The organism is Cellulosimicrobium sp. CpK407, from assembly GCF_051844275.1.
GTDB lineage: Bacteria > Actinomycetota > Actinomycetes > Actinomycetales > Cellulomonadaceae > Cellulosimicrobium > Cellulosimicrobium cellulans_G.
The window spans coordinates 1-24851 of sequence record NZ_JBGNYC010000035.1 but is presented as its reverse complement, the minus strand read 5'-3'; the positions used below and the strand labels follow the sequence as shown (position 1 = coordinate 24851).

Genomic DNA, 24851 nt, shown 5'->3' with positions numbered 1-24851 from the left:
GGGCGTCGCGTGTCGCCGCGCGCTGAGCGCGCGCCCGCGCCGTCGGGCTGCGTGTCGTCCGACCCCGTGCCGCTGAGCACGTCGACGCACTGACCGACGGCCGCCCGGGCCGCCGTCGGGCCCGTTCACCACCTCGCCTCCCGCACGCGGCGTCCGCATGCCCCCGTGCGCTCTCCCCGAGAGGACTCGTCATGCCCGCACACCCGCTCGTCCGTTCCTCCGCTCCGCCCGGCCGCCCGTCTGCGGGTCCGTCCGGCCGCCGCGGCGCGACCGCCGTCGCGGTCGGCCTCGTCGCACTCCTCGCGACGGGTGCGTGCGGTGCCGCGCAGGCGTCCGGCGGCACGGACCCGGCGGACGGCGCGGCCCTCGCCGCCGACGCCGACCTGCCCACCGAGGTGCCCGAGGGCACGGTCCTGCGCATCGGCGACCCGACGACGCAGAAGGCGTTCGAGCTCGCCGGCGACGACCTCGACAGTGACTTCTCGTTCGAGGTCGAGTGGGCCAACATCTCCGGCGGCCCCGCGACGACGGAGGCGTTCCGGGCGGGCTCGCTCGACGTCGGTGCGGTGGCGGAGATCCCGCCGATCCACGCGACGTGGACGGGACTGGACGTGCAGATCTACGCGTCGATCTACCGGGAGAACTGGGAGGACGCGCCGATCTACGAGTTCGCGGGCGCGCCCGGGGTCGAGCTCGACTCGCTCGAGGACTTCCGCGGCCACCGCATCGCGTTCAGCCCGGGCCAGGCGCAGGGCGCGATCGTGCTCAAGGCGCTCCAGGAGGCCGGTCTCACGCAGGACGACGTCGAGCTCGTCGAGCTGCCGAGCACGGGCGACGTGTACTCGACGGCGCTCGCCGCGGGCGAGGTCGACATCGCCCCGCTGGGCGGGACGCAGCTCTTCCGCTACCTGGCCACCTATGAGGCGGACGGCGCGACGTCGGTCAAGCACCACCTGCGCGACGACGCCTCGCACCTCTACGGCCCGACGGAGGTCGTCGAGGACCCGGCCAAGGCCGCGGCGCTGCGCGAGTACGTCGCCGCGTGGGCGGCGGCGAAGGTCTGGATCGACGAGCACCCCGAGGAGTGGAAGCAGGGGTACTACGTCGAGGACCAGGGGCTGAGCGAGGAGGACGCGCAGTACCTCATCGACCACGCGCCGGTCCCGGACATCCCGTCCGACCTGACCGAGGGCATCGAGCGCACGCAGGCGACGATCGACCTGCTCGCGACCGAGCTCGACCAGGAGCCGTTCGACGCGACGGACCTGTTCGACGAGCGCTTCGGTCCCGTCGCGGGTGAGGCCGCGGCGGCGGCGCGGGACGGGGGAGCGCAGTGAGCGCGGCGGTCGTCGACCGGGTGGACCTCGCGGCCCCGAGGCTCGACGCCGCACCCGCGACGACCGCGGACGTGCGCCCCCGCGGCACACGCCTGGGGCTCGGCCGGCCGATCCCGCTCGCGGCGCTCGTCGGCGTGACGCTGCTCGTGGGCGTCTGGTCGGTCGGCTCCGCCACGGGGCTCATCGACCCGCGCGTGCTCTCCGCACCGTGGACGGTCGTCACGACGGGTGCCGAGCTCGTCGCGAACGGCAAGCTCGGCGCGCACCTCGGTGTGTCCCTGACGCGCGCCGCGCTCGGGCTGGCGTTCGGCATCGTCGCGGGCGTCGTGCTCGCGCTCGCCGCCGGGCTGAGCCGGGTGGGCGACGCCGTGCTCGACGGCCCGATCCAGGTCAAGCGCGCCATCCCCAACCTCGCGCTCCTGCCGCTGCTCATCCTGTGGTTCGGGATCGGCGAGGAGATGAAGGTCATCACCATCGCGCTCGGCGTGTTCATCCCGATCTACCTGCACACGCACAACGGCCTGCGAGCGATCGACAGCCGCTACGTCGAGCTCGCCGAGACGGTGCAGCTCTCGCGGTGGCAGTTCGTGCGTCGCGTCATCCTGCCCGGCGCGCTGCCCGGGTTCTTCCTCGGGCTGCGGTTCGCGGTGACGGGGTCGATGCTCGCGCTCGTCGTGGTCGAGCAGGTCAACGCGACGGCCGGCATCGGCTACATGATGGAGCTCGCGCGGACGTACGGGCAGACGGAGATCATCCTCGTCGGCCTCGTGGTCTACGGCGTCCTGGGCTACTCCGCGGACCTCGCCGTCCGCCTCCTGCAGAGGAGGGTGCTGTCGTGGCGGCGCACGCTGGAGGACTGACCGTGGAGGACCGCCCGACGGCGGTCGGCGCGGCCGTGCGGGTCCGCTCGCTCGTGCGGTCGTACGGGGAGCAGCGCATCCTCGACGACCTCGACCTCACCGTGGACGACGGCGAGTTCGTCGCGATCCTGGGTCGCTCGGGCTCGGGCAAGAGCACGCTCCTGCGCGCGCTCGCCGCGCTCGACCACGGGGTCGCGGGCTCGGGCGAGGTCGTCGTGCCGGACCAGGTGTCCGTCGTCTTCCAGGACTCGCGGCTGCTGCCGTGGGCGCGCGTGCTGGACAACGTGGTGCTCGGTCTCGACGCCGGGGCGCGCGGGCGGAGCGCCGCGCGGGACGCCGGCCGCGCGAGCCTCGCGGAGGTCGGCCTGGCCGGGCGCGAGCGCGCGTGGCCGAACGAGCTCTCGGGCGGCGAGCAGCAGCGCGTGTCGCTCGCCCGCTCGCTCGTGCGCTCGCCGCGCCTCCTGCTCGCCGACGAGCCGTTCGGCGCGCTCGACGCCCTGACCCGCATCCGGATGCACGCGCTGCTGCGCGACCTGTGCGCGCGGCACCGCCCCGCCGTCCTGCTCGTGACGCACGACGTGGACGAGGCGATCGTCCTCGCGGACCGCGTCGTCGTGCTCGACGAGGGACGCATCGCGGCCGAGCGCCGCATCGACCAGAGCTACCGCCCCGGCGAGGCGCGCGACCCCGCCGACCCCCGCTTCTCCCGGCTCCGCACCGAGCTGCTCGACGCGCTCGGCGTGGTCCGGGACGACAGGAAGGACACCGCCGCATGACCCGCTACGACTCCGCAGGCCACCGCCCGGGGCGCCTGCACCTCAACGCGTTCCTCATGAGCACGGGCCACCACGAGGCGTCCTGGCGGCTGCCGGAGAGCGACCCGTCGTGGACGTCGACGAACATCGCGCACCTGCAGCGCCTCGCGCAGATCGCGGAGGCGGGCAGGCTCGACTCGATCTTCTTCGCGGACGGCCCGGGGCTGCGGTCCGACGTCGGGCGCCGCCCGGCGGGGTCGCTCGACCCGCTCATCGTGCTCACGGCCATCGCGACCGTGACCGAGCGCATCGGCCTGATCGCGACGGCGTCGACGACGTACAACTCGCCCTACAACCTCGCGCGGCGGTTCGCGTCGATCGACCACGTCTCCGGCGGTCGGGCCGGGTGGAACGTCGTGACGACGGCAGGGCCGGACATCGCGCGCAACTTCGGCCTCGACGACCAGCCTGCCCACGCGGTCCGGTACGAGCGCGCGGCGGAGTTCCTCGAGGTCGCGTTCCAGCTCTGGGACTCGTGGGAGGACGACGCCGTGCTGGCCGACAAGGCCGCGGGCGTGTGGGCGGACGCGTCGAAGATTCATGCCCCGGCGCACGCGGGGACGCACTTCTCCGTGCACGGCGCCCTCACCACGCCGCGCTCGCCGCAGGCGCGGCCGCTCATCGTGCAGGCCGGTTCGTCGGAGGACGGCAAGGACCTCGCCGCGCGCTACGCCGAGGCGGTGTTCACCGCGCACCAGACGCTCGACGACGCCCGCGACTTCTACGCCGACCTCAAGGCCCGGGCGGTCGCCGTCGGCCGCGACCCGGGAACGGTGAAGATCCTGCCCGGCATCGTCCCCGTCATCGGATCGACCGAGGCGGAGGCGCTCGCGCAGGAGCGCGAGCTCGATGAGCTCATCGTCCCGGAGTACGCGCGCGCCCAGCTCGCCAAGACGCTGCGCCTCGCGCCCGAGGACCTGCCGCTCGACCGCGAGCTGCCCGACGGTCTGCCCACCGAGGACGAGATCGAGGGGGCCAAGAGCCGGTACACGCTGATCGTCGAGCTCGCGCGGCGCGAGCGGCTCACGGTGCGCCAGCTCATCGGGCGGCTCGGCGGCGGGCGCGGGCACCGCACGTTCGCGGGCACGCCCGAGCAGGTCGCCGACGCGATCCAGGACTGGTACGACGCCGAGGCCGCCGACGGGTTCAACATCATGCCCGCGGTGCTGCCGTCGGGGCTCGAGCAGTTCGTCGACCACGTGCTACCCGTGCTGCGCGAGCGCGGCCTGTTCCGCGAGGAGTACGAGGGACGGACGCTGCGCGAGCACTACGGGCTCGAGCGGCCGGCGAACCGGTACGCACGAGCGGGTGAGGTCGACCCCGCCACCGCGGGCACCGCCCCCGGTGGCCGCGTGCCCGACGGCGGCGCGCGCGTCCTTGAGGAGGCCCTCGCGTGAGCGCCGAGCACCTCTGGTACGTCCCGAACCAGGTCCGTCCAGGCCACCGCGGCGACGACGCGGTCGAGGGCCACAACAGCCTCGACACCCTGACGAACCACGCGCACGCGCTGGAACGCCACGGGTTCGCGGGCGCGCTGCTCGGGACGAGCTGGGGGCGTCCCGACACGTTCACCGTCGCGACGGCGCTCGCGGCCCGCACCACGACGTTCGAGCCGCTCGTCGCGATCCGGCCCGGGTTCTGGCGGCCCGCGCACTTCGCGTCCGCCGCCGCGACCCTCGACCACCTCAGCGACGGCCGGCTGCGCGTCAACATCGTGTCCGGCACCGACGGGCAGGAGGCGTACGGCGACGGCGAGGCCGACCCCGCGCACCGGTATGCCCGGACGCGCGAGTTCCTGCAGATCGTGCGCCGCCTGTGGACGCAGGAGGAGGTCACGTACGCGGGCGAGCACTTCTCGGTGACGCGGTCACGGCTGGGTCCGCGCCCCGTGGCACGCGACGGCCGCGCGCACCCGTGGATCTACTTCGGCGGCGCGTCGGAGGCCGCGGAGCGGGTCGCCGCGACCGAGGCGGACGTGCAGCTCTTCTGGGGCGAGCCGCTCGACGGGATCGCGGAGCGCATCGACCGGCTGAAGCGCCTGAGCGCCGAGCTCGGGCGTGAGCACGCGCCGCTCGAGTTCGGCCTGCGGATCACGACGTTCGTCCGCGACACCACCGAGGAGGCGTGGGCCGACGCCGAGGCGAAGGTCGCGGAGCTGGCCGCGCGGTCGCAGGAGGGCGAGGCGTGGTCCGCGCGCGACCGGGGGCGGAGCACCGCCGTCGGGCAGCAGCGCCTGCTCGACCTCGCGGCGCGCGGCGAGGTGCTCGACGACAACCTGTGGACGACGCCTGGCCGGTTCGGCGGCGGGGGAGCGGGCACGACGTGGCTCGTCGGCTCGGCGGAGGACGTCGCGAAGTCGCTGCGGCGCTACCAGGACCTCGGCGTCACGCACTTCGTCCTGTCGGACACCCCGTACCTGCGCGAGATCGAGCGCCAGGGCACCCAGCTCCTCCCGCTCCTGCGCGACTGACCGAGCACCGCCCAGATCGACCCGCGCGTCGTGAGATCGACCCCCTGAGGGCCGATCTCGGACGCTCGGGTCGATCTCGTGACGGGCGGGTCCCCCGCGCGGGCGCGACCCGGCCCGGAGTACCGTCCGGACGTGGACCGGGACCAGCTCGACGACCTCGCCGCCCGCCTGCGCGCCGCCGGGTGCGTCTTCGCGGAGGACGAGGCCGCGCTCCTCGCCGCGCGGGCCGACGACGACGCGCACCTCGACGCGCTCGTCGCGCGCCGGGTCGCGGGCGAGCCGTTGGAGCACGTGCTCGGGTACGTCGACTTCCACGGGCTCCGCGTCGCCGTCGACCCCGGGGTCTTCGTGCCGCGCCAGCGCACCGCGCTGCTCGTCGACGAGGCCGTCGCGCTCGGGCGGCAGGCCGGGCGCCTGGTCCGGCTGCCCGACGGCGGGACAGGCGGTGGCGCGGGCGGCGTGACGGTCGGCGACGCCGACGGCGGGCTGGGTGGCGTGACGTTCGACGACCCCGACGGCGGGGCGGGCGGCAGCGCGAGCGGCGTGGCGGTCGGCGACCGCGACGGCGGGACAGGCGGCGGCGCGGGCGGCGTGACGGTCGGCGACTCCGACGGCGGGCTGGGTGGCGGCCCGGACGGCCGGGCTGCCGGCCTGGCAGTGGTCGTGGTCGACGTGTGCTGCGGCGCCGGGGCGCTGGGGCTCGCGACCGCGGTGGGCCTCGGCGGCGCGGAGACCGTCGCGCTGCACGCGAGCGACGTCGACCCGGCCGCCGTCGCGTGCGCGGCGCGCAACGTCGCCGCGGTCGGCGGCAGCGCGTACGAGGGCGACCTGTTCGACCCGTTGCCGCCCGGTCTGCGCGGCCGGGTCGACCTGCTCCTCGCCAACGTGCCGTACGTGCCCACGGCCGAGATCCCGCTGCTGCCCCGCGAGGCGCGCGACCACGAGGCCCACGTCGCGCTCGACGGCGGCGGCGACGGTCTGGACGTGCTGCGCCGCGTCGCCGCCGAGGCGCCCGCGTGGCTCGCTCCCGGCGGCCACCTGCTCACGGAGTCCGGCGAGCGCCAGGCGACGGGCGCCGTCGACGTCCTCGAACGGGCCGGACTGCGGGCGCGCGTCGTCCGCGACGAGGAGATCGGCGCGACGATCGTCGTCGGGACGCTCCCCGCCGAGGCGTGAGAAGTGGCCCCCGGGGCGTGCCGTTCAGGGGCCACTTCTCACGTCTCGTCACGCTCCGCGGGTGGACTCGCAGGTTCCGGTGCAAGGATCCGGCCGCACGCGACAGGCTCTGGACGAAGGCCCGGGCGAACGTGCCGGCCTGCGGAGGGGGTGCCGACGATGACCGACGGACGGGGACGACGGCGTGCGCGCGGGCTCGCCGCAGGACTGCTCGTCGCCGTGCTGCCCGCGTGCGGCGGCCCGGGAGGCCCGGTCACCGCGTGCCCCGCGGTCGGCTACGTGGCGCGCCTCGAGGTCCGGCTCGACGACTCCTGGCCGGATCGGGATGCCTACGGCGTGCTCGTGGGCTGCGTCGGGATCAACCCCTGCGGGCTCGTGCGCGACGGGACTGTCTCGCTCGACCCGGAGCCGATCCCTACGACGGTCCCCGACCACCTGGTCCTGCCGGACCGGCCCGAGGCTGCCCAGAGCTCGCCCGAGGCGGCGGCGGAGGACCTGCCCGTCGAGCCGTCGCGCGGCGGCTGGACGGGCTCCGCGACGAACGGCCCGGTCGGGCCGATCGCCGTCCGCGTCGTGGACCTCGCGTCGGGAGACGTCGTCGCCGAGCACGAGGTCGACCCCGTGTGGGAGACGACGACCGGCGACTTCGGGCCCGACTGCGGCGGGCCGTCGGTCGCGACGATCGAGGTCGCTGCCCCGTCGGTGTAGCGCCTACGCCGCGGAGGGCCGCAGGAGCGCGCGGATCTCCTTCTCGGCCTGCGTCGGCGTCAGCGCGCGACAGCCGAGCGACTCCCAGTGGCGCACGAGTGCGGGCTCGGCGCGCAGCAGCGCCCAGCCGCGCCGCAACAGCGTGACCGGCGGCTTGCGCATCTCCGCGAGGTCGCGCAGCAGGCGGAACCAGAACGTCATGAGACGCGGTCGGCGCAGGCAGATCGCGTCGGCCAGGACGTCCTGGGCGCGGCACGCCGCGACGATCTCCGCCGCGAAGATCCCCTCGGCCAGCACGACCCGCGAGCCCGTGACGTCGAGGTGCGTCGTCCCCGTGCGGCGCGACGTCGGGATGTCGTAGACCGGCACGTCCGCGTGCCCGGTCCGCGCGAGGTCGACGAGCGCCGCGACGGCGCCCGCGGCGTCCCACGAGCGGGGGTCGTCCCAGTCGACGATGCCGAACCGCTGCGGCAGGTCCGGGTGGTCGTGGTCGAGGTAGAAGTCGTCGAGCGCGACGACCGGGAGGCCGAGGCGCCGCGTGAGCGACGTCTTGCCCGAGCCGGACGCGCCCGTGAGGAGCACGATGCGCGTCGGGACCTCGCGCGAGCCCGGCGGGAGGTCGAACAGCGCGGGGTCCGTGCCGAGGTCGTCGGTCGCCGGTCCTGTGCCGGCCTGGACCGGGCCTCCGTCGACGTGCTGAGGGTCGCTCACGGGACCCCATTCTCGCAGTGCCGGCGGACCACTGTGCAGCCGAGCGCTGCGCTCCCGGTCGGGCGATGCGCTCCGTGGTGCGTCGCTCCCGTGCCGGTGCATCGCTGGAGTGCCGGGTGCAGCGGACCGCGGACCGCGGACCGGCGGCACGTGAGGGTAGAGCTCGCGCGGCCCGCGTAGCCTTCCCCGGTGACCGCACTCGACCCTGCCGCCCTGCTCGCTCGCGACGCCCTCGCCCGCCTCGACCGGTGGGAGCCGGTCGACGACGAGCAGGCGGCGCTCGCGGCCGAGTACCGCGCGTTCCTCCGCGGCGACGGTGGCTCCGGCGCGCGTGCCGACGCTGTCCGGCGCGACGGCGGCCCGCAGCACCTCACGGCGAGCTGCTTCGTGCTCAGCCCGGACCTGGGCCGCGTGCTGCTCTGCTTCCACCGCAAGGGCCAGTTCTGGGTCCAGGTGGGCGGGCACACGGAGCCGGGCGATACGACGCTCGCGGGGGCCGCCTACCGCGAGGCCCGCGAGGAGAGCGGCCTCGACGACCTCGTCCCGTTCGACCCGGACCCCGAGCCGTCCACCGGCCCGGACGACGGCCCCGGGCACCAGGCCGTCGGCCCCGCGGCGCCCGTCGACGTGCACCGCCACGACCTCGCCGCGGCGTTCGGGACGTGCCGCACGCACTGGGACGTCGGGTTCGTCGCGTTCGCCGACCCCGACGCGCGGACGGCCGTGAGCGACGAGAGCGAGGACGTCGCGTGGTTCCCGGTCGACGCGCTCCCGGCCGGCACGCCGGACGACTTCCCCGTGCGCCTGGCGACCGTCCTCGCCGAGGTGCGCCACCGCCGTCGGGCATGACCTCTGCCGCGAGGTAGACCGCGCGGTCGCGACGTAGAACGTGCGGAGTTCTACCTGGCGACCGCGGGTTCTACCTCGGCGCCAGGATCACGTGGAGGGTGCGTGGGCCGTGCACGCCCTCGACGCGGGAGAGCTCGATGTCGCTCGTCGCGCTGGGGCCGCTGATCCACGTCTGCGGTCGTTCCGGGTGCGCGGCGAGCAGCCGCACGGCCTCGGGGACCGTCTCCACGACCTGGTCGGTGCGCACGACGCAGACGTGCAGGTCGGGCACGAGCGTGATCGCCCGGCGGCCCTGGTCGGGCTCGCCGTCGAGCACGATCGTGCTCGTGTCGGCGATCGCGACGCGCGCGGCCGTGACGACGGCGTCCACCCGGTCGAGCTCGTCGGGCGTGCGCGGGTCGTCGCGTGCGTCGGGCACGACGGCGGTCCCGGCACCCAGCGCGCCCAGCCACGCGTCGTCGAGCCCCGGCGGCACGACGACGGACGCCGCGTCCGCGAGCACGTCGCCCACGATCGTGGCGACCTCGGCCGGGCCGGCGGCCCGGTGGACGTGCGCCCGGTAGTCGACGAGCCGGTCGACGAGGACGTCCACGGCTCCCGGCGACCCCGGCGCGAGGTCGCCGCGCTCGCGGTACGCCCGCGGGACACGGCCGGACGCCGCCGACCCACCCGCCGTCGACCCCCCGAGCGCGGCGCGCACGCGGGCGAGGACGTCGTCGCGCGCGCTCACCGGTCATCACCCCTCTCGCCGAACCCTGGATCGTTCCCCGGTGCGGGCTCATCTTGAGGAGTGATCCCGGGTTCGGCGAACCCGCGATCGTTCCTCAGCGCGGACCGGTCCTGGGGAGGGACCACGGGGTCGGCCGGTGGGGTCGCACGGTCCGGACGGTCGCGCCACCAGTCGCGGAAGGTCTGCTTCGCCGGGGCCGGGAGGTCGCGCGAGCGGGTCCAGGCGGACGCGGGGGGCGGGAGGGTCGCGATCCGGCCTGTCGGACCGGCGACCACGCGCCCCAGACCCGCCGCCTTCTCCGCGAGCGCGAACCGTCGCGCGTCGGACATGACGAACGACGCCGCCTTCATCGCGGCGCCCCAGCCGGTCGGGCGGCCGCGGTCGGCGTCGACCTCGCGCGCCCGGAGCTCGACGAGGATCGACGGGATGTCGATCTTCACGGGGCACACCTCGTAGCACGCGCCGCACAGCGTCGAGGCGTAGGGGAGCGACGCGTTGGGGTCGTGGTGGCCGGAGAGCCCGCCGGAGGACTTGGTGAGCTGCGGCGTGAGGATCGCGCCGATCGGGCCGGGGTACACCGACCCGTAGGCGTGGCCGCCCACCCGCTCGTACACCGGGCACACGTTGAGGCACGCGGAGCAGCGGATGCAGTGCAGCGCGGCCCGCCCGACCTCGTCGGCGAGGACGTCGGTGCGCCCGTTGTCGAGCAGCACGAGGTGGAACTCCTGCGGGCCGTCGCCGGGCGTGACGCCCGTCCACAGGGACGTGTACGGGTTCATGCGCTCGCCCGTGGACGACCGCGGCAGGAGCTGGAGGAACACCTCCAGGTCGGTGTACGTGGGCACGACCTTCTCGATCCCCATGACCGTGATGAGCGTCTCGGGGAGCGTCAGGCACATGCGGCCGTTGCCCTCGGACTCGACGACGGTCAGCGTCCCCGTGTCCGCGACGCCGAAGTTCGCGCCGCTGATCGCGACCTTCGCCGAGAGGAACGTGCGGCGCAGGTGGGCGCGCGCGGCCATCGCGAGCTCGCGCGGGACGTCCGACAGGTCCGGCGGGGCGTCGCCCATGCGCGCGAGGAAGATCTCGCGGATCTCCGCGCGGTTGCGGTGGATCGCGGGCACGAGGATGTGCGACGGCATGTCGTCGGCGAGCTGCACGATGAGCTCCGCGAGGTCCGTCTCGTACGCCGCGATCCCCTCGGCGGCGAGCGCCTCGTTGAGCCCGGTCTCCTGCGTCGCCATGGACTTCACCTTGACGACCTCGTCGACGCCCTTGGCCTTCACGAGGTCCGCGACGATCCGGTTCGCCTCGTCGGCGTCGCGCGCCCAGTGCACGACGCCGCCCCGCGCCACGACGTTGCGCTCCAGCTCCTCGAGGAGGTCGGGCAGGCGCGCCATGACGTCGGTCTTGATCGCGGAGCCCGCGTCGCGCAGCGCCTCCCAGTCCGGCACCTCGCCGACGACGGCGGCGCGCTTGTCCCGGATGGTCGAGGTCGCGTGCGCGAGGTTGCGGCGCAGCTGCGTGTTCTGCAGCGCCGCGCGCGCGGCGTCGGGGAACGCGTCGCCCCAGCGCAGCGGCGCGTCGGGGTGCGGCACGTCGCCGAACGCGTCCGACGCCGCCGCTGCGCCCGCCGAGGTACCCGCCGACGTGCCGCGCGCGCCCGGGCGCGCGACGTCGTCGGGCAGGGTGCGCGCGCCGCGCCGGGCGGGCAGGCCGAGGAACGTGCGGCTCACCGGGCACCCCCGCGCGTCGACGGACCGGCCCCGGCAGGGGCGGGTGTGTCCTTCGTGGACGCGAGGATCTCCGCGAGGTGCAGCGTGCGGACGCCCGCGCGGATGCGCGACAGGCCGCCGCCGATGTGCAGGAGGCACGACGCGTCGCCCGCGGTGAGGACCTCGGCGCCCGTCTCCTTCACGTGCGTCATCTTGTCGGCGAGCATCGCCGTCGAGGTCTCGGCGTTCTTCAGCGCGAAGGTGCCGCCGAACCCGCAGCACGCCTCCGCCGCGGGCAGCTCGACGAGGTCGATGCCCGCGACCGCGCGCAGGAGGCGCAGCGGCTTGTCGCCGACGTGGAGCATGCGTAGCGAGTGGCACGTCGGGTGGTAGGTGACGCGGTGCGGGAAGTAGGCGCCGACGTCGGTCACGCCGAGCACGTCGACGAGCAGCTGGGAGAGCTCGTACGTCTTCGCGGCGACCGCGTCGGCGGTGCGCGCGAGTTCGTCGAGACCGGCGCGCCGGCAGACCATGCCCTGCTGGTGCCGGACCGACCCTGTGCACGACCCCGACGGCACGACGATCGCGTCCCACTCGCCGTCGAGCACGGGGGAGAACGCCTCGACGTGGTTGCGCACCACGGGGACCGCCTCGTCGAGGTACCCGGTGTTGACGTGCATCTGGCCGCAGCAGGCCTGGCGCTCGGGAAAGAACACCTCGTGCCCGAGGCGCTCGAGGAGGAGGGCGGTGGCGCGCGGTGCCTGCGGGAACATCACGTCGCCGAGGCAGGTCGCGGTGAGGGCTATGCGCATCAGGGCTCCGGGAGAGGGTGAGTCCGGTCCAGTCTCGCCGGGGCGCGTCCGTGCCGCCTGTCGAGACCCCCGCGGCGAGGCGCTGCGGTTGTGGTCGGACGACGTGGCTCTGCCGGCCCTGGTGCGGCACGGACGCCGGGGTGGCGGGACGGACGGTCCCACCACCCCGGCGGTCTCCGGTCAGGCCGAGCAGGTGGCCGTCGGGAGCGTGGTGTTGCCGTTCGAGTACAGCGTGATGCCGAAGGCGTCGCCGTTGCCGTTGGGTGTCGCGGTGAGGGTGCCGCTCGTGCCGGAGACGGCGGCGTTCCAGGAGTTCTGCAGGCTCTGGCCGGAGCCGGTGCGGATGGTCACGGTCCAGTCGGACGCGCCGGAGACCTGGAACGTGGTGTTGAAGCGGTCGCCCCAGGAGTCGCCCCGCGTCACGGTCACGGTGCACGTCTCGCCGCCGCCTCCCGAGCCCGACGAGCACGTGGCCGTCGGGAGCGTGGTGTTGCCGTTCGAGTACAGCGTGATGCCGAAGGCGTCGCCGTTCCCGTTCGGTGTCGCGGTGAGGGTGCCGCTCGTGCCGGAGACGGCCGCGTTCCAGGAGTTCTGCAGGCTCTGGCCGGAGCCGGTGCGGATGGTCACGGTCCAGTCGGACGCGCCGGAGACCTGGAACGTGGTGTTGAAGCGGTCGCCCCAGGAGTCGCCCCGCGTCACGGTCACGGTGCAGGAGCCGCCCGGGTTCTCCCCCGGGCCGCCGGGCGTCCCGCCGCCGCTGTTGAGCTGGTCGAGCACGGCGGTGTAGGCGGCCTTCTTGTTCCCGTTGCCGTCGAACAGCAGCGGGGTGCCGGACGCGCGCCACGAGTCGGTGTCCCGCACGCCCCAGACGGTGATGCCGGTGCAGCGCGACACGGCCATGCACGCCTGGACGACGCCGCGGTACTGCTCCGCCTGCGACGAGCCGGAGCCCTCGATGTCGAGCTCGGTGATCTGCACGTCGACGCCGAGGTCGGCGAAGTTCTGGAGGGTGGTGTGGTAGTTGCTCGGCACCGGGTTGCCCGAGTTGAAGTGGGCCTGGAAGCCGACGCAGTCGATCGGCACCCCCCGCGCCTTGAAGTCGCGGACCATGTTGTACACGGCCTGGGTCTTCGCGTGGCTCCAGTTGTCGGTGTTGTAGTCGTTGTAGCAGAGCTTGGCGCCGGGGTCGGCGGCGCGGGCCGCGCGGAACGCCGCCTCGATCCAGTCGTTGCCGGTGCGCTGCAGGTTCGAGTCGCGACGCGCGCCCGAGCTGCCGTCGGCGAACGCCTCGTTCACGACGTCCCACGCGTAGATCTTGCCGCGGTAGTGCGTCGCGACCTGCGTCACGTGGTTGAGCATCGCCTGGCGGAGCGCGGAGCCGGACATGTTCTGCATCCAGCCCGGCTGCTGCGAGTGCCAGGCGAGGGCGTGCCCGCGGACCTGCTTCCCCCGGCTCGTGGCCCAGTTGACGATCTGGTCGCCCTGGGAATAGTTGAACTGGTTCTGCGACGGCTCCGTCGCGTCCATCTTCATCTCGTTCTCGGCCGTGATCGTGTCGAACTCGCGGTTCGCGATGGTCGAGTACGTCGAGTCGGACAGCCTGCCCGCCGCGAGGGCGGTGCCGAAGTAGCGGCCGGACTCGGCGGCCGCCGCCTCGAGGGTGGAGCCGGCAGCCTGCGCGGAGCCCGCGCCGACGCCGGTGGTGATGAGCACGGCAACGAGCGCGGCCAGGGCGGCCGACCTCCTGCCGTTCGTGCTGCGCAAGGGTAGTGCTCGGGTCATCGTCGATCCTCTTCCTCCCGGGTGGACCACCGTTGGCCCACCAGCGCGAACAACGTGCGCACGTGACGCTAGTCATACGGCGGCGGGATGGCAATCGTTATCGATACCGTTTTACATGCTGGGACGGAGCACCGGCTTCTGGCTCGCTGGAAGCGGCTCGCCCCCTGCGGAGCCTCGTAGCGCGGCCCGGTCGACCCGAGCGTCGCGACGTCGACCCTCAGAGGGCCGATCTCGGACGCTCGGGTCGATCTCGCATCGCCTCGGCGAGCCCGGCCAGGCGGCGCTCCAGGAGGCGGCGGTCGCCCTCGCGGTCGACGAGCGCGAGGGCGCGACGCAGGTCGACGGCGGCCTCCGCGGGTCGGCCGGCGCGCTCGAGCAGCTCCGCGCGGACCGCGGGCAGCAGGTGGTACCCCGCGAGCGCGGGCTCGGCGGCGACGGCGTCGATCGCCGCGAGGCCGGCCTCCGCGCCGTGCACCTCGGCGACGGCGACCGCGCGGTTGAGCGCGACGACCGGCGAACCGGTGAGGTCGAGCAGCACGTCGTACAGGCCCAGGATCTGCGGCCAGTCGGTCGCCTCGGCGTCGGGGGCCTCGTCGTGCAGCGCCGCGACGGCGGCCTGCACCTGGTACGCCCCGGGCCGCCCGACGGCGAGCGCCGCCTCGAGCCCGGCCACGCCCTCGGCGATCTCGTCGTGCCGCCAGCGCGCGCGGTCCTGCTCCGCGAGGGTGCGCGTCGAGCCGTCGGGGCCGACGCGCTCGTCCCGGCGGGCGTGCTGGAGCAGCAGGAGGGCGAGCAGCCCGCGGGCCTCCGGCTCGTCGTCGAGCAGCCGTGCGGCCAGGCGCGCGAGCCGGACGGCGACGTCGGCGAGAGCACGCCGTTCGGCCGATCCCTCGACCACGTCGGAGGGCTCCGCCCAGGCGTCGTACCCCTCCGTGAAGAGCACGTACAGGACGGAGAGGACGCCGTCGACGCGCTCCGCCCGGAACTCGGCGGGCGGCACCCGGAAGGTCATCCCGGTCGCGTGGATGCGGCGCTTGGCCCGGACGAGGCGCTGCGCCATCGTCGCCTCGGGGACGAGGAAGGCGCGCGCGACCTGGGCGGTCGTCATGCCGGTCAGCGACCGCAAGGTCAGGGCGACGCGAGCCTCGGCGGGCAGCGCCGGGTGGCAGCACGTGAACAGCAGCCGGAGGAGGTCGCCGTCGGGGTCGTCCAGGTCCCACGCGTCGTCGTCGAGGCCGAGGGCGACCTGCTCGACGACGGGGTCCGGGCCACCGTTCCGGGACCCGGCGTCGACACGCTCGCCCAGGCGGCCCGCGGCGGCAACGCGCTCCGCCTCGACCCGTCGCCGGCGCAGGACGTCGATCGCGTGCCGGCGGGCCGTCGTCGTGAGCCAGGCGCCGGGCCGCTCGGGGACGCCGTCGCGGTCCCAGGTGCGCAGCGCGGTCGCGAACGCCTCCTGCGCGGACTCCTCGGCGAGGTCGAGGTCGCCCGTGCTGCGCGCGACCGCGCCGAGGACGCGTCCCCACTCGGTGCGGAACGCGTCCTCGACGGCGCGGCGCGGGTCCGTCACGACCGGCAGGTCAGGAGCCGTCGAGGTCCAGCGGCCACGCAGGGTGCAGCGCGATCGCCCCGCCGTACGCCATGGGGTGCTCGGACGCGATGGCGATCGCCGTGTCCAGGTCGGGCGCCTCGAGGACGTCGAACCCGGCGATCGTCTCCTTGGTCTCGGAGAACGGCCCGTCGGTGACGAGGACCTTGCCGCCGCGCACCCGGACGCCGACGGCGTCCTCCACGGGCCGCAGCCGGTCGCCCAGCACCGCGGCGCCGCTGCCGTAGTGGCGCCCGACCCACTCCTCGATCGGGGGTGCAGCCGCAGCCTCCTCGGGGCGCAGGTCGGGGTCGTGCGGCGTGCTGAGCACGAGCATGAGGTAACGCATCACAGGTCCTCCGCCCTCGTCGTCGCGGGCCGGCGGAGCGCCGTCGGCCCGTAGAGCACCACGTCGGCGGCGTCGATCCCGTCGCCCACGCCGCGCCGTCCGTCACGGTAGCGCGCGAGGTCCGGCGGCTGCTCCCGGTTCGCGGCGAGGATCGTCTCCAGAAAGGTCATCGTGCCTCCTCGGTCGTGCGGCCCGTGCGGCCGCTCACCAGGACGACGAACGACCGTCGCCGAGATCGACACCTCACGCGGACGAGTTCTGGGGAGCGGACTGCGGCGGGCGCTGGGCGCGAGATCGACCCGAGCGTCCGAGATCGACCCTCGGGAGGTCGATCTGAAGGCGGACGGGTCGATCTCGCGGGCGTGAGTGGGGTTCGGCGACGGGCTCACGCGCCCAGCGGGGGGTAGGAGGCCCTCGGGAGGTGGTAGGCGAGGTCGACGGCGGTGTCGATCGCCTCGTCGAGGTCGAGGCGGTGCTCGGCGACGAGGCGGGCGAGGTGGCCGGCGTCGATCCGGCGTGCGAGGTCGTGGCGGGCGGGGATGGAGCAGAACGCGCGCGTGTCGTCGACGAACCCGCTCGTGTTGTAGAAGCCCGCGGTGTCGGTCGCCGCCTCGCGGAAGCGGCGCATGCCGTCGGGGGTGTCGAGGAACCACCACGGGGCGCCGAGCCGCAGCGCCGGGTAGACCCCCGCGAGCGGGGCGAGCTCGCGCGAGAACGTGTCCTCGTCGACGGTGAACGCGATCATCCGGAAGCCCGGGTGGTGGCCGAACGCCTCGAGGACCGGACGCAGCGCGCGGACGTACTCGGTGCGCTCGGGGATGTCGTAGCCCCTGTCGGGACCGTACGCCTGCACGACGCCGGCGCAGTGGTCGCGCAGGACGCCGGGGTGGAGCTGCATCACGAGGCCGTCCTCGGCCGACATCGCAGCCATCTGGAAGAGCATGTGCGCCGAGAACGCCCGCGCCTCGGCCGCGGTGGCCTCGCCGCGCAGCGCGCGGTCGAGGACGCGGGCGGCGTCGGCGTCGTCGAGGGGCGTGGTGTCCGCGGTGCGGTGGCCGTGGTCGGTCGCGCGGGCGCCGGCCGCGACGAACGCGGCGCGGCGCGCCCGGAGCGCGTCGAGGTAGGACCGGTAGTCGACGACGTCCGTCCCCGCGGCCGCGCCGAGCTCGGCCACCTGGGCGGCCCAGTCGGCGCGGTCGACGTGCAGGAGCGGGTCGGGGCGGAACGTCGGCACGACGCGCTCGCCCCAACCGTCCGCGGCGAGGCGCGCGTGGTCGGCGAGCGGGGACTGCGCGGGGTCGGTCGTCGCGAGGAGCTCGAGGCCGAACTGCTCGAAGAGCGCGCGCGGTCGGAACTCGGGTCGCGCGAGGCGGTCGACCAGGTGGTCGTAGAGCGCGTCGGCGGTCTGTGCCGACGGGCGCACCGGGGCGCCGAAGACCTCGACGAGCGCGTGCTCGGTCCAGTAGCGCGTCGGGGTGCCGCGGAACAGGTGCCAGCCCGCGCAGAACCGGCGCCAGATCTCGCGCGGGTCCGTCTCGGCGGGCGCGGTGCCGTCGGGAGCGCCGGGCACGGGCGCGACGCCGAGGTCCTGGACGCCGCGCACGCCCGGCGCGCCGTGCGGCGACGTGCTCTGCGCGACGAGCATGCGCACGAGGTAGTGGTCGGGCGTGACGAACAGCGCGGCAGGGTCGCCGAACGGGGTGTCGTCGGCGAGCAGCGCGGCGTCGACGTGCCCGTGCATGGAGACGATCGGGAGGTCACGCGTCGCCGCGTAGACCTCGCGGGCGAGCGGTCGGAGCACGGGGTCGGCGGGGAGCGCGCGGTCGGGGTGCAGGGACCACGGCGCCGTCGCGGTGGTCGGGTCCAGGTGGGCCGTGCTCGTCACGGGTTCCTCCAGAGGCATCGTTGCGAACGTTTGCATCGTACGCCACGGGATCTCTCGGAGCGAAAGCCGCGGGGCCGCTACAATCGTTCGCAGCCCCGAGTCTCCCCGCGGGGCCCCGAGCGCCGAGGAGGCAGCCGTGGTCACCGTCCGTGACGTCGCCCGCGAGAGCGGGGTGTCGATCTCCACGGTCTCCCGCGCCCTCGCCGAGCCCGAGCGCGTCGCCCCGGAGACGCGCGACCGCGTCGTCGCCGTCGCCCACCGCCTCGGGTACCGGCCCAACCGCGCCGCGAGCGGGCTGCGTGCCGGTCGCACCGGGGCCCTCGGGCTCGTCGTGCCGGACCTGGAGAACCCGTACTTCGCATCCGTGACCAAGGGCGTGCAGGCGCGGGCACGCCAGACGGGCCACGCCGTGTTCGTCGTCGACGCGGGGGAGGACCCCGCGCTCGAGACCGAGCTCGTGACCGGGCTGCGGTCCCAGACGGACGGGCTCGTGCTGTGCTCTCCGCGTGCCGCCGAGGCCGACCTGGACGCAGCTCGGGGCGCCCCCGTCGTCCTCGTCAACCTCCGGCACGACGGCGTGCCCTCCGTCTCCTCGGACGACGCGCACGGCGTCGTCCTCGCCGTCGAGCACCTGCGGGCGCTCGGGCACTGCCGCGTCGCGTACGTCGGCGGGCCCGACCGGTCGTGGTCCGACGCGCGCCGCCGCGCCGGGCTCGACGTCGTCCGCGAGCGCTACCCCGACGTCGAGACCGTCACCGTGGGGTCGTTCCGCCCCCGTGTCGAGGGCGGTCGTGCGGCCGCCGACCTCGTCGTCGCGTCGGGGGCGACGGCGGTCCTCGCCTACAACGACCTCGTCGCCCTCGGCCTCGTCGCTCGACTCCGGGAGCGCGGCGTCGACGTGCCGCGCGACCTCAGCGTCGTCGGGTTCGACGACACGTTCGTCGCGACCCTCGCGTCGCCCCCGCTCACCACGGTCCGCACCGACCTCGCGCGCCTCGGTGCCCGCGCCGTCGACCGCCTGGTCGCGGCGCTCGGCACGCGTCGCGGGGCCGTCGCCGACGCCGACGGGTCGCCGGAGCCCGCGACGGCGCCCGACGACGTCCTCCCCGTCGAGCTCATGGTGCGCGACTCCACGACCCTCGCCCCCGCGAGATAGAGCCTCCGGTCTCGGCGTAGAGCTCGCGGGCTCTACCTCGCGACGGGAGCCTCTGTCTCGCGCGCCACCTGGGTTCCATGGCGCACGACCGAGACGGGGCCGCCTCGCGCGCCGAGTGGCGCGCGGGACGGCCCCGGGACCGGAGCGGGTCGGTCAGCCGCAGGACGGCTGGCCGTGCTCCGGGGTCGCGACGGTCTCCCGCTCGTCGGAGGTGTCGGACGGACGGGCGGTGACGGTCACGGATCCGGCCGTCGGGTCCTCCACGCCCCGGACGGCGAACGACTGGTAGGCGTTCTTGCCAGGAGCGACGTCCGTGAACGTCTTGGACCCGTACGGCGTGTCGAGGACGACGTCCAGCGGGACGGTGTCCTCGTTGAGCGCGCGGACCGCGACGTACGGCGTGCCCGCGAGGCACCGGACCTCGGCGGTCGCGGTGATCGCGACCTCCTCCTGGCCGGGCTCCTCGACGCTGGAGAGGCGCTCGATCCAGATGTTGCGGAACCGGGGGTTGAGGCCGGGGTCGCCGTGGTCCTGGAGCTTGATGTACCCCGACGTCGGTCCCTCCGCCCGGCCGTTGCCGGTCTTGCCGGTGACGGCGACGTCGTCGTGCACGACCTGCCCGTTCCACACGAGCGTGAGCCGCGCGTCCTCGGTCTTCGTGCCGTCAGGGCCGAAGCGGGCTCCGCGGAACGTGATGTCGTACGTCTGCCACGTGCCCATCGGCGTCGCCGCGTTCACGTCGGGAGCCCTCTGGAGGTAGATCGCCCCGGCGTGGTCGTTCCGCGGCGGGTCGATGCCGAAGGACTCGAGAACCTGCACCTCGTACCGCTCCTGGATGTAGACGCCGCTGTTGCCGCGCGCCTGGCCCGTGACGTCGGGCGCGTGCTCGGGCTGGTACCACTCGACGTGCATCCGGAAGTCGTCGAACTTCTCCTGGGTGCGGATGTCGCCGCCGAACGACTCGACGGAGCCGTCGGCGATCGGCCACGTCGCGGGACCGCCGCCGTTGACGGCCGCCCACTGGTCGAGGTCGTCGCCGTCGAACAGCGTGATGCGCTCGGTCGGGGTGACGGTGAGGCTGTCGAGGTTGACGTGCCCGATGTCGTCGTCGTCGTGCCGGATCGTGATGGTGTTGGCGCCCGCGCGCAGCGGCACGGTCTCGACCTGGGTGGCCCAGGTGGACCACGCCACGGTGCTGTCGAACCAGACCTGCTTGAGCTTCTCGCCGTTGACGTAGAGGCTCAGGTTCCTCGGCAGCGGCGCGGGGTCGCTGTTCTGGCCGTTGGCGTAGCGGATCGCGAGGTCGTGCAGGCCGGCCTCCTCGGTGCGGACGGCGAACGTCGTCTGGGCGCCCGGCTCCCAGTTGCGGTCGACGAACCCGGAGCCCGAGTAGCCGGCGTGGTTGCTGTTCCACCCGGCGCCGCCGCTGATGTCCGCGGCCTCGGCCTCGTAGACCGGCGGGGCGACGGAGCCGTCGGGCAGGCGGGTGAGGGTGTACCAGGCCTCGGTGCTCCACAGCTCCTGGCCGGTCTCGGACGCGAAGGGGCGCGGGGAGTGGACGTTCACGACCCGCCCGGGCTTCAGCCCGTCGATCTGGAGCGTGACGGTCTTGCGGTCCTCCGACACGGTCGCGGAGGCGACGTCGAGGTCCTCCTCGTCGACCTTCGGGCCGCCGTACTGCGGGGTCGCGACGTAGCGCCACTGCGCGGCGGTGTACTTCGACGCGAGGTCCTGCGCCGTCTCCTCGGAGAGCGGCTGCGTGTACTCGATCTCGAACCCGCCCTCGACGGCGCGCATCGCGAGCATGTCGAACGCGTTGTTGCCGTCGTACGTGAGCTTCTGCAGCCCGTACGAGAGCTTGCCCGCCTGGCCCCAGTTGCCGGACCAGCCGATGCCGCCGACGTAGATCGCGCCGTCGGGCCCGACGCTCGTCCGGCTCACGCCGGACTCGAGGCCCTGCGTCATGCGGAAGACGGCGCCCTGCTCCTGGCCCGCGACGTCCTCGAGGTACGCGCGCTGCAGGCCGCCGTACGTGACGTCACCGATCGCGAGCTGACCGGCGAACACGCCCTCGGTGAGCACGACCGGGTTGCTCGGCGAGTTCGAGATCTCGCTGTGCGGCATCCACAGGACCGGCTCGGTGACGGGCTGGTCGTCGTAGGGGCCGTCGGGGTTGGTGAAGTGGTTGTAGAACGCGCCCTCCTCGACGCGCACCAGCTTGGACGTCGGGATGCGGACGCCCTGGTTGTCGGTGACGTACATCGCACCGTCGGTGCCCCAGCCCAGCCCGTTCGGGGTGCGCAGGCCGCCCGCGACGTACTCGACCTCGCCGGTCTCCTTGCTGATCTTCATGACCGAGCCGCGGTTCTCCGCGAGCTGCGGGTCGAGCGAGTTGCCGCCCGGCACCATGGCGATGCCGGTGGTGACGTAGAAGTAGCCGTCCTCGTAGAGGAGACCGAACGCGAACTCGTGGTAGTTGCCGCCGAACGGCCAGGTCGCGAACGTGTCGTACTCGTCGGCGACCTCGTCGCCGTCGGTGTCGACGAGCGCCGTGAGGCCGTCCTTCTCGGACACGTAGATCGTGCCGTCGACGTACTTGAGGCCCATCGGCTCCGTCAGGCCCTCGGCGACCTTCGTGTAGGTCACGTCGTCCGCGCCGGTGTCGCCCTGGACGTGGTCGATCAGGTAGACCTCGCCGCGCTGCGTGAGCCGGTCGCCGCCCCACGTGGAGATGGCCAGACGGCCGTCGGGCAGCCAGTCCATCCCCGTCACCTGCGGCTGGAAGCCCTCGGGGCGCAGGTCGGTGAGCGTGTAGTCGGGGTGCACCTCGGTGAGCGGCAGGCCGTCGCCCGGTGCCTCGGTGATGCCCTCGCACTCCTTGCGGCCGGGCGAGGTGACGCGCGTGACGTCGGCGTCGGTGCTCAGCACGGAGTTCGGGACGAGCACGTAGCCCGAGGCGCCCGGCGGCCGCCACTCGAGCTTGAGCCGCTGGTCGAACTCGCCGTCGAAGTGGTCGATGCGCAGCGCGCGGTAGCCCGCGTCGAGCTGGATCGACCCCTCCTTGGACGTCGCGCCGTGACGGCCCGGGTGGTCGACGACGAGCTCGTCGTCGAGCAGCAGTCGCGCGCCGTCGTCGTTCGTGATCCGGAAGTCGTACGTGCCGGCCTCGGGGACGTTCAGGTACCCCGTCACCTCGGTGACGAACTTGTCCGTGAGGCCGAAGTCGGCCGCCGTGGTCCAGTCGATGGTCGGCATGATCTTGTCGACGTTGGGCGTCTGCCCGGGCTTGAGCGTGCAGTAGTCGTCGAGGATGACCTGGACGTCGAAGACGCGCAGGGTCACGCCGGGCTCCTGCGGGCGGATGTCCGCCTGCGTCGCGGCGGGTGCCACGGCGGGTGCGGCGGTCGGCACCGCGGCCTGGGCCGTGAGGACGCCGGACGGCACGGCCAGGGCGGCGAGCGCGGCCACGAGGGCACGCCGTCTTCTGCGGCGGGGCCGGGGCGTGCCGTGCGGGGGTGGTGCGTCGGTCGAGGGGTGTTCCATCAGCCTGCCTCTCCGTCGAGGACCGTGCGTCGGACTGCGCACAGGGCGCGCATCGGTGCGCTGTGCCGTCACTATCCGGGCGCGCACGACGTACGGGCAACGAGTTGCCACTTGTTGCCCGGCCCGGCGGCGACCGCGCCGCGGGCGGGTGCGGTCAGGCCGGGCGGCCGGTCGAGCCGCGCTCGACGAGCTTCGCCGGGAGCAGCGTCGGCCCGGCGGCCGGCGCGGGCGACGTGCGGAGCTGGGCCAGGAGCCGCTGGACCGCGAACGACCCGAAGTGGCGCAGCGGTGCGGCGACGGTCGTGAGCGGCGGGGTGCAGAAGTCCGAGCCGAAGATGTTGTCGAACCCGACGATGCTCAGGTCGCGCGGCACCTCGACCCCGAGCCGGCGCAGACCGCGCATCGCGCCGATCGCGATGAGGTCGTTGTACGCGACGGCCGCCGTGGCGGGGTGCTTGACGAGCGACTTGGCCGCGGAGAGCCCGCCGGCGAGGGTCGGCGCGAACGGGCCGATCCGCCGCGCCTGGACGTCGGTCTCGCGCGTCGCCTCGCGGAACGCGCGCCAGCGCATCCCGTCGGCCCACGACGCCTCCGGCCCTGCGACGTAGGCGAGGCTCGTGTGCCCGAGCCCGGCCAGGTGCTCGACGGCGCTGCGCATGCCCTGGGCGTTGTCCGTCAGGACGCTCGGGACGTCGGTCATGTGCCGGTTCATGACGACGGTGGGCCGCTGCTTCGCGGCGACCCGGATCGAGGAGTCCGAGAGCCGGGAGGTCGCGAGGATCAGACCTTCCACGAGGGGCAGCGTCCGGTCGAGCGCGCGGCGCTCCGCCTCGTCGGACTCGTGGGCGTCGACCATGAGCAGCGTGTACCCGGCGTCGCGGGCCGTCTTCTCCGCGCCGCGGATGATCTCGAAGAAGAAGGGGTTGGTCACGTCGGCCACGACGATCGCGAGCAGCGAGGTCCGGCCGCTCGGCAGGCCGCGGGCCAGCGGGTTCGTCCGGTACCCGAGCTCGTTGGCGACCTGGCGGATCCGCTCCGCGGTCTGCGCGTTGACGCGGCCGGGACGCGAGAACGTCCGTGACACGGTCGAGGGGGCGACGCCGGCCGCCTGGGCGACGTCGTAGATCGTCGGGCTGGCACCATTGCCGGCTGAGGTCATGCGGTCGGACTGTAACGGGCGTGACAGCGCCGGACAACAACCGGTTGTCACCCTCGTGTCGCGGCCGTGCCCCGTGACCAGCCGATACGCACGCCGTGGCCGCCTCGTGCCGCCCCTCGCGCCGCCCGAACGCAGGTCTCGTGGCAACCCACGGCAACCGACGGCAACTCCTTGACGGGCCCCGAACGGCATCCTCCAATGGCTCCGTGATCTCGCGTGCGAACGCGTCCCTGCGCCCGACGACGGCACGTCGGCGGCCTGGACCTCGAACCTCCGGTGCCGTCCCGGTCCTGCCCGGCGGACGGCGTCGATGAGCCGCACCGATCAGGCGCCGTCGGTCGACCTCGCCGTCGACCGCGCCCGTGACGGCGAGGCCGCCGTCCAGGTCGAGGCGGCCGAGAGCGAGCTGCGCCGCCTCGGCCTGGAGGACCTGCGGGTCCACCACCACGGCGACCTCGCCCGGGTCGAGGCTCCCCACACGGAGCTGCCGGTCGTGGCGGCCGAGCCCCTGCGCGGGGAGGTCCTGCGGGCCGTCCGGTCGGCGGGCTTCCGGCTCGTCGCGCTCGACCTCGGCACCCCGGCGGACCCCGGCACCTGACGCGCCGGCGCGCCCTCCGCGTGCCCTGCCCGGACCGCCGCCGACGCGGGCCGGGCAGCCGTCGACGGCCCCGTCACGGAACCGTCGCCGGGCGTCGCCCGGCGACGCCGACCGGTGGCAACCGACGGCAACCACGCCCACCCGCGCGCCTCGTGCCCGCGCACGACCCGGCACCCGCGGTCCGGTGCGCCTGGTGCCGCGGTCGCTCGTCCAGCGCTGTCAGGTGCAACAAATGGCAACTCGTTGTCCGTGCCATGGCCCGCACCTACTGTCCATGCCAGGCGCACGGAGAACGAGCTCCGTGCGCAGGACCTCGACCACCGTCCCGTACGACCCCGCGTCCTCGCCTCACCGGCCCCGCGCCGCCCTCCGCACGAGCCCCTCCCCGGGCCGGAGGCTGCGCCCCGGTGGCCGCACGGTGCCGGCCGCGTCGTCGCCCGGGAGCCACGAGCAGAAGGGAGGGCGGCACGATGTGGACGCTCTCGGGCTTCGCCGACGAGATATCGCCCGACGTCAAGACGCAGTGCGTCGTCGCCTCCGAGCTCGGGCTGGGGTTCGTCGAGCTCCGCAGCGCGTGGGGGACGAACGTGCTCGACCTCGACGACGAC

21 protein-coding genes are annotated in these 24851 nt (G+C 74.4%); 10 read left to right on the top strand and 11 right to left on the bottom strand.

Going from position 1 to position 24851, the window contains the following annotated elements:
* Window positions 1–191 precede the first annotated feature (191 nt).
* The 7 genes from ABWU78_RS14780 (at window position 192) to ABWU78_RS14750 (ending at window position 7366) form a co-directional block, all read left to right on the top strand.
* Window positions 192–1337: an ABC transporter substrate-binding protein gene (locus ABWU78_RS14780; RefSeq protein WP_439158817.1), complete on the top strand. Its 1146-nt coding sequence runs from the start codon at window positions 192–194 to the stop codon at window positions 1335–1337.
* Window positions 1334–2197, top strand: a complete 864-nt coding sequence (locus tag ABWU78_RS14775; RefSeq protein WP_439158816.1) for an ABC transporter permease — start codon at window positions 1334–1336, stop codon at window positions 2195–2197. Before ABWU78_RS14780 ends, ABWU78_RS14775 begins: the two co-directional genes overlap by 4 nt.
* Complete coding sequence (locus ABWU78_RS14770; RefSeq protein ID WP_439158815.1) at window positions 2173–2973, top strand: ABC transporter ATP-binding protein; 801 nt, start codon at window positions 2173–2175, stop codon at window positions 2971–2973. Before ABWU78_RS14775 ends, ABWU78_RS14770 begins: the two co-directional genes overlap by 25 nt.
* Window positions 2970–4409, top strand: a complete 1440-nt coding sequence (locus ABWU78_RS14765) for an LLM class flavin-dependent oxidoreductase (RefSeq protein WP_439158814.1) — start codon at window positions 2970–2972, stop codon at window positions 4407–4409. The genes ABWU78_RS14770 and ABWU78_RS14765 overlap by 4 nt, the downstream gene beginning before the upstream one ends.
* Window positions 4406–5482, top strand: coding sequence for an LLM class flavin-dependent oxidoreductase (locus ABWU78_RS14760; protein ID WP_439158813.1), 1077 nt, complete (start codon window positions 4406–4408; stop codon window positions 5480–5482). Before ABWU78_RS14765 ends, ABWU78_RS14760 begins: the two co-directional genes overlap by 4 nt.
* Before the next feature lie 132 nt (window positions 5483–5614).
* Complete coding sequence (locus ABWU78_RS14755) at window positions 5615–6658, top strand: methyltransferase (protein ID WP_439158812.1); 1044 nt, start codon at window positions 5615–5617, stop codon at window positions 6656–6658.
* 159 nt (window positions 6659–6817) lie between these two features.
* Window positions 6818–7366, top strand: coding sequence for a hypothetical protein (locus ABWU78_RS14750; protein ID WP_353707675.1), 549 nt, complete (start codon window positions 6818–6820; stop codon window positions 7364–7366).
* A gap of 3 nt (window positions 7367–7369) precedes the next feature.
* Here the strand turns inward: ABWU78_RS14750 and ABWU78_RS14745 are convergent, their stop codons facing one another.
* Window positions 7370–8077, bottom strand: a complete 708-nt coding sequence (locus tag ABWU78_RS14745; protein WP_439158811.1) for a uridine kinase family protein — start codon at window positions 8075–8077, stop codon at window positions 7370–7372.
* 189 nt (window positions 8078–8266) lie between these two features.
* On the opposite strand from ABWU78_RS14745, the gene ABWU78_RS14740 reads away from it, so the two are divergent.
* Entirely contained in the window at window positions 8267–8926 is a 660-nt protein-coding gene (locus tag ABWU78_RS14740) for an NUDIX hydrolase (protein ID WP_439158810.1), read from the top strand.
* Window positions 8927–8996: 70 nt separating this feature from the next.
* On the opposite strand, the gene ABWU78_RS14735 is transcribed toward ABWU78_RS14740, so the two are convergent.
* The 8 genes from ABWU78_RS14735 to uxaC form a co-directional block, all read right to left on the bottom strand.
* A complete protein-coding gene (locus ABWU78_RS14735) occupies window positions 8997–9656 on the bottom strand; it encodes a LutC/YkgG family protein (protein ID WP_439158809.1) in 660 nt (219 codons plus the stop codon).
* Complete coding sequence (locus tag ABWU78_RS14730) at window positions 9653–11392, bottom strand: LutB/LldF family L-lactate oxidation iron-sulfur protein (protein WP_439158808.1); 1740 nt, start codon at window positions 11390–11392, stop codon at window positions 9653–9655. The genes ABWU78_RS14735 and ABWU78_RS14730 overlap by 4 nt, the downstream gene beginning before the upstream one ends.
* A complete protein-coding gene (locus tag ABWU78_RS14725; protein WP_253055359.1) occupies window positions 11389–12183 on the bottom strand; it encodes a (Fe-S)-binding protein in 795 nt (264 codons plus the stop codon). The genes ABWU78_RS14730 and ABWU78_RS14725 overlap by 4 nt, the downstream gene beginning before the upstream one ends.
* Window positions 12184–12363: 180 nt before the next feature.
* Entirely contained in the window at window positions 12364–13965 is a 1602-nt protein-coding gene (locus ABWU78_RS14720) for an endo-1,4-beta-xylanase (protein WP_439158807.1), read from the bottom strand.
* A gap of 217 nt (window positions 13966–14182) precedes the next feature.
* A complete protein-coding gene (locus tag ABWU78_RS14715) occupies window positions 14183–15535 on the bottom strand; it encodes an RNA polymerase sigma factor (RefSeq protein WP_253054954.1) in 1353 nt (450 codons plus the stop codon).
* Window positions 15536–15545: 10 nt separating this feature from the next.
* Window positions 15546–15902, bottom strand: a complete 357-nt coding sequence (locus tag ABWU78_RS14710) for a YciI family protein (RefSeq protein WP_439158806.1) — start codon at window positions 15900–15902, stop codon at window positions 15546–15548.
* Window positions 15902–16072: a hypothetical protein gene (locus ABWU78_RS14705; protein ID WP_253054958.1), complete on the bottom strand. Its 171-nt coding sequence runs from the start codon at window positions 16070–16072 to the stop codon at window positions 15902–15904. Before ABWU78_RS14705 ends, ABWU78_RS14710 begins: the two co-directional genes overlap by 1 nt.
* A 215-nt stretch (window positions 16073–16287) precedes the next feature.
* On the bottom strand, window positions 16288–17787 hold the full coding sequence (gene uxaC / locus ABWU78_RS14700) for a glucuronate isomerase (RefSeq protein ID WP_439158805.1): 1500 nt from the start codon (window positions 17785–17787) through the stop codon (window positions 16288–16290).
* Window positions 17788–17923: 136 nt separating this feature from the next.
* Here uxaC and ABWU78_RS14695 point away from each other — a divergent pair, with 136 nt between their 5' ends.
* On the top strand, window positions 17924–18943 hold the full coding sequence (locus tag ABWU78_RS14695; protein ID WP_439158804.1) for a LacI family DNA-binding transcriptional regulator: 1020 nt from the start codon (window positions 17924–17926) through the stop codon (window positions 18941–18943).
* Between the two features lie 153 nt (window positions 18944–19096).
* Here the strand turns inward: ABWU78_RS14695 and ABWU78_RS14690 are convergent, their stop codons facing one another.
* Together ABWU78_RS14690 and ABWU78_RS14685 are read right to left on the bottom strand one after the other, a co-directional pair.
* The gene (locus ABWU78_RS14690; protein ID WP_439158803.1) at window positions 19097–22411 is read right to left on the bottom strand and encodes a family 16 glycoside hydrolase; all 3315 of its coding nucleotides are present in this window, start codon (window positions 22409–22411) and stop codon (window positions 19097–19099) included.
* Between the two features lie 229 nt (window positions 22412–22640).
* Window positions 22641–23645, bottom strand: coding sequence for a LacI family DNA-binding transcriptional regulator (locus tag ABWU78_RS14685; RefSeq protein ID WP_253054962.1), 1005 nt, complete (start codon window positions 23643–23645; stop codon window positions 22641–22643).
* A 310-nt stretch (window positions 23646–23955) separates the two neighbouring features.
* Between ABWU78_RS14685 and ABWU78_RS14680 the strand changes: the two genes are divergently transcribed.
* Window positions 23956–24243 (top strand): hypothetical protein, encoded by a 288-nt coding sequence (locus tag ABWU78_RS14680; RefSeq protein ID WP_253054963.1) that lies wholly within the window; start codon window positions 23956–23958, stop codon window positions 24241–24243.
* The last annotated feature ends 608 nt before the right edge of the window (window positions 24244–24851 follow it).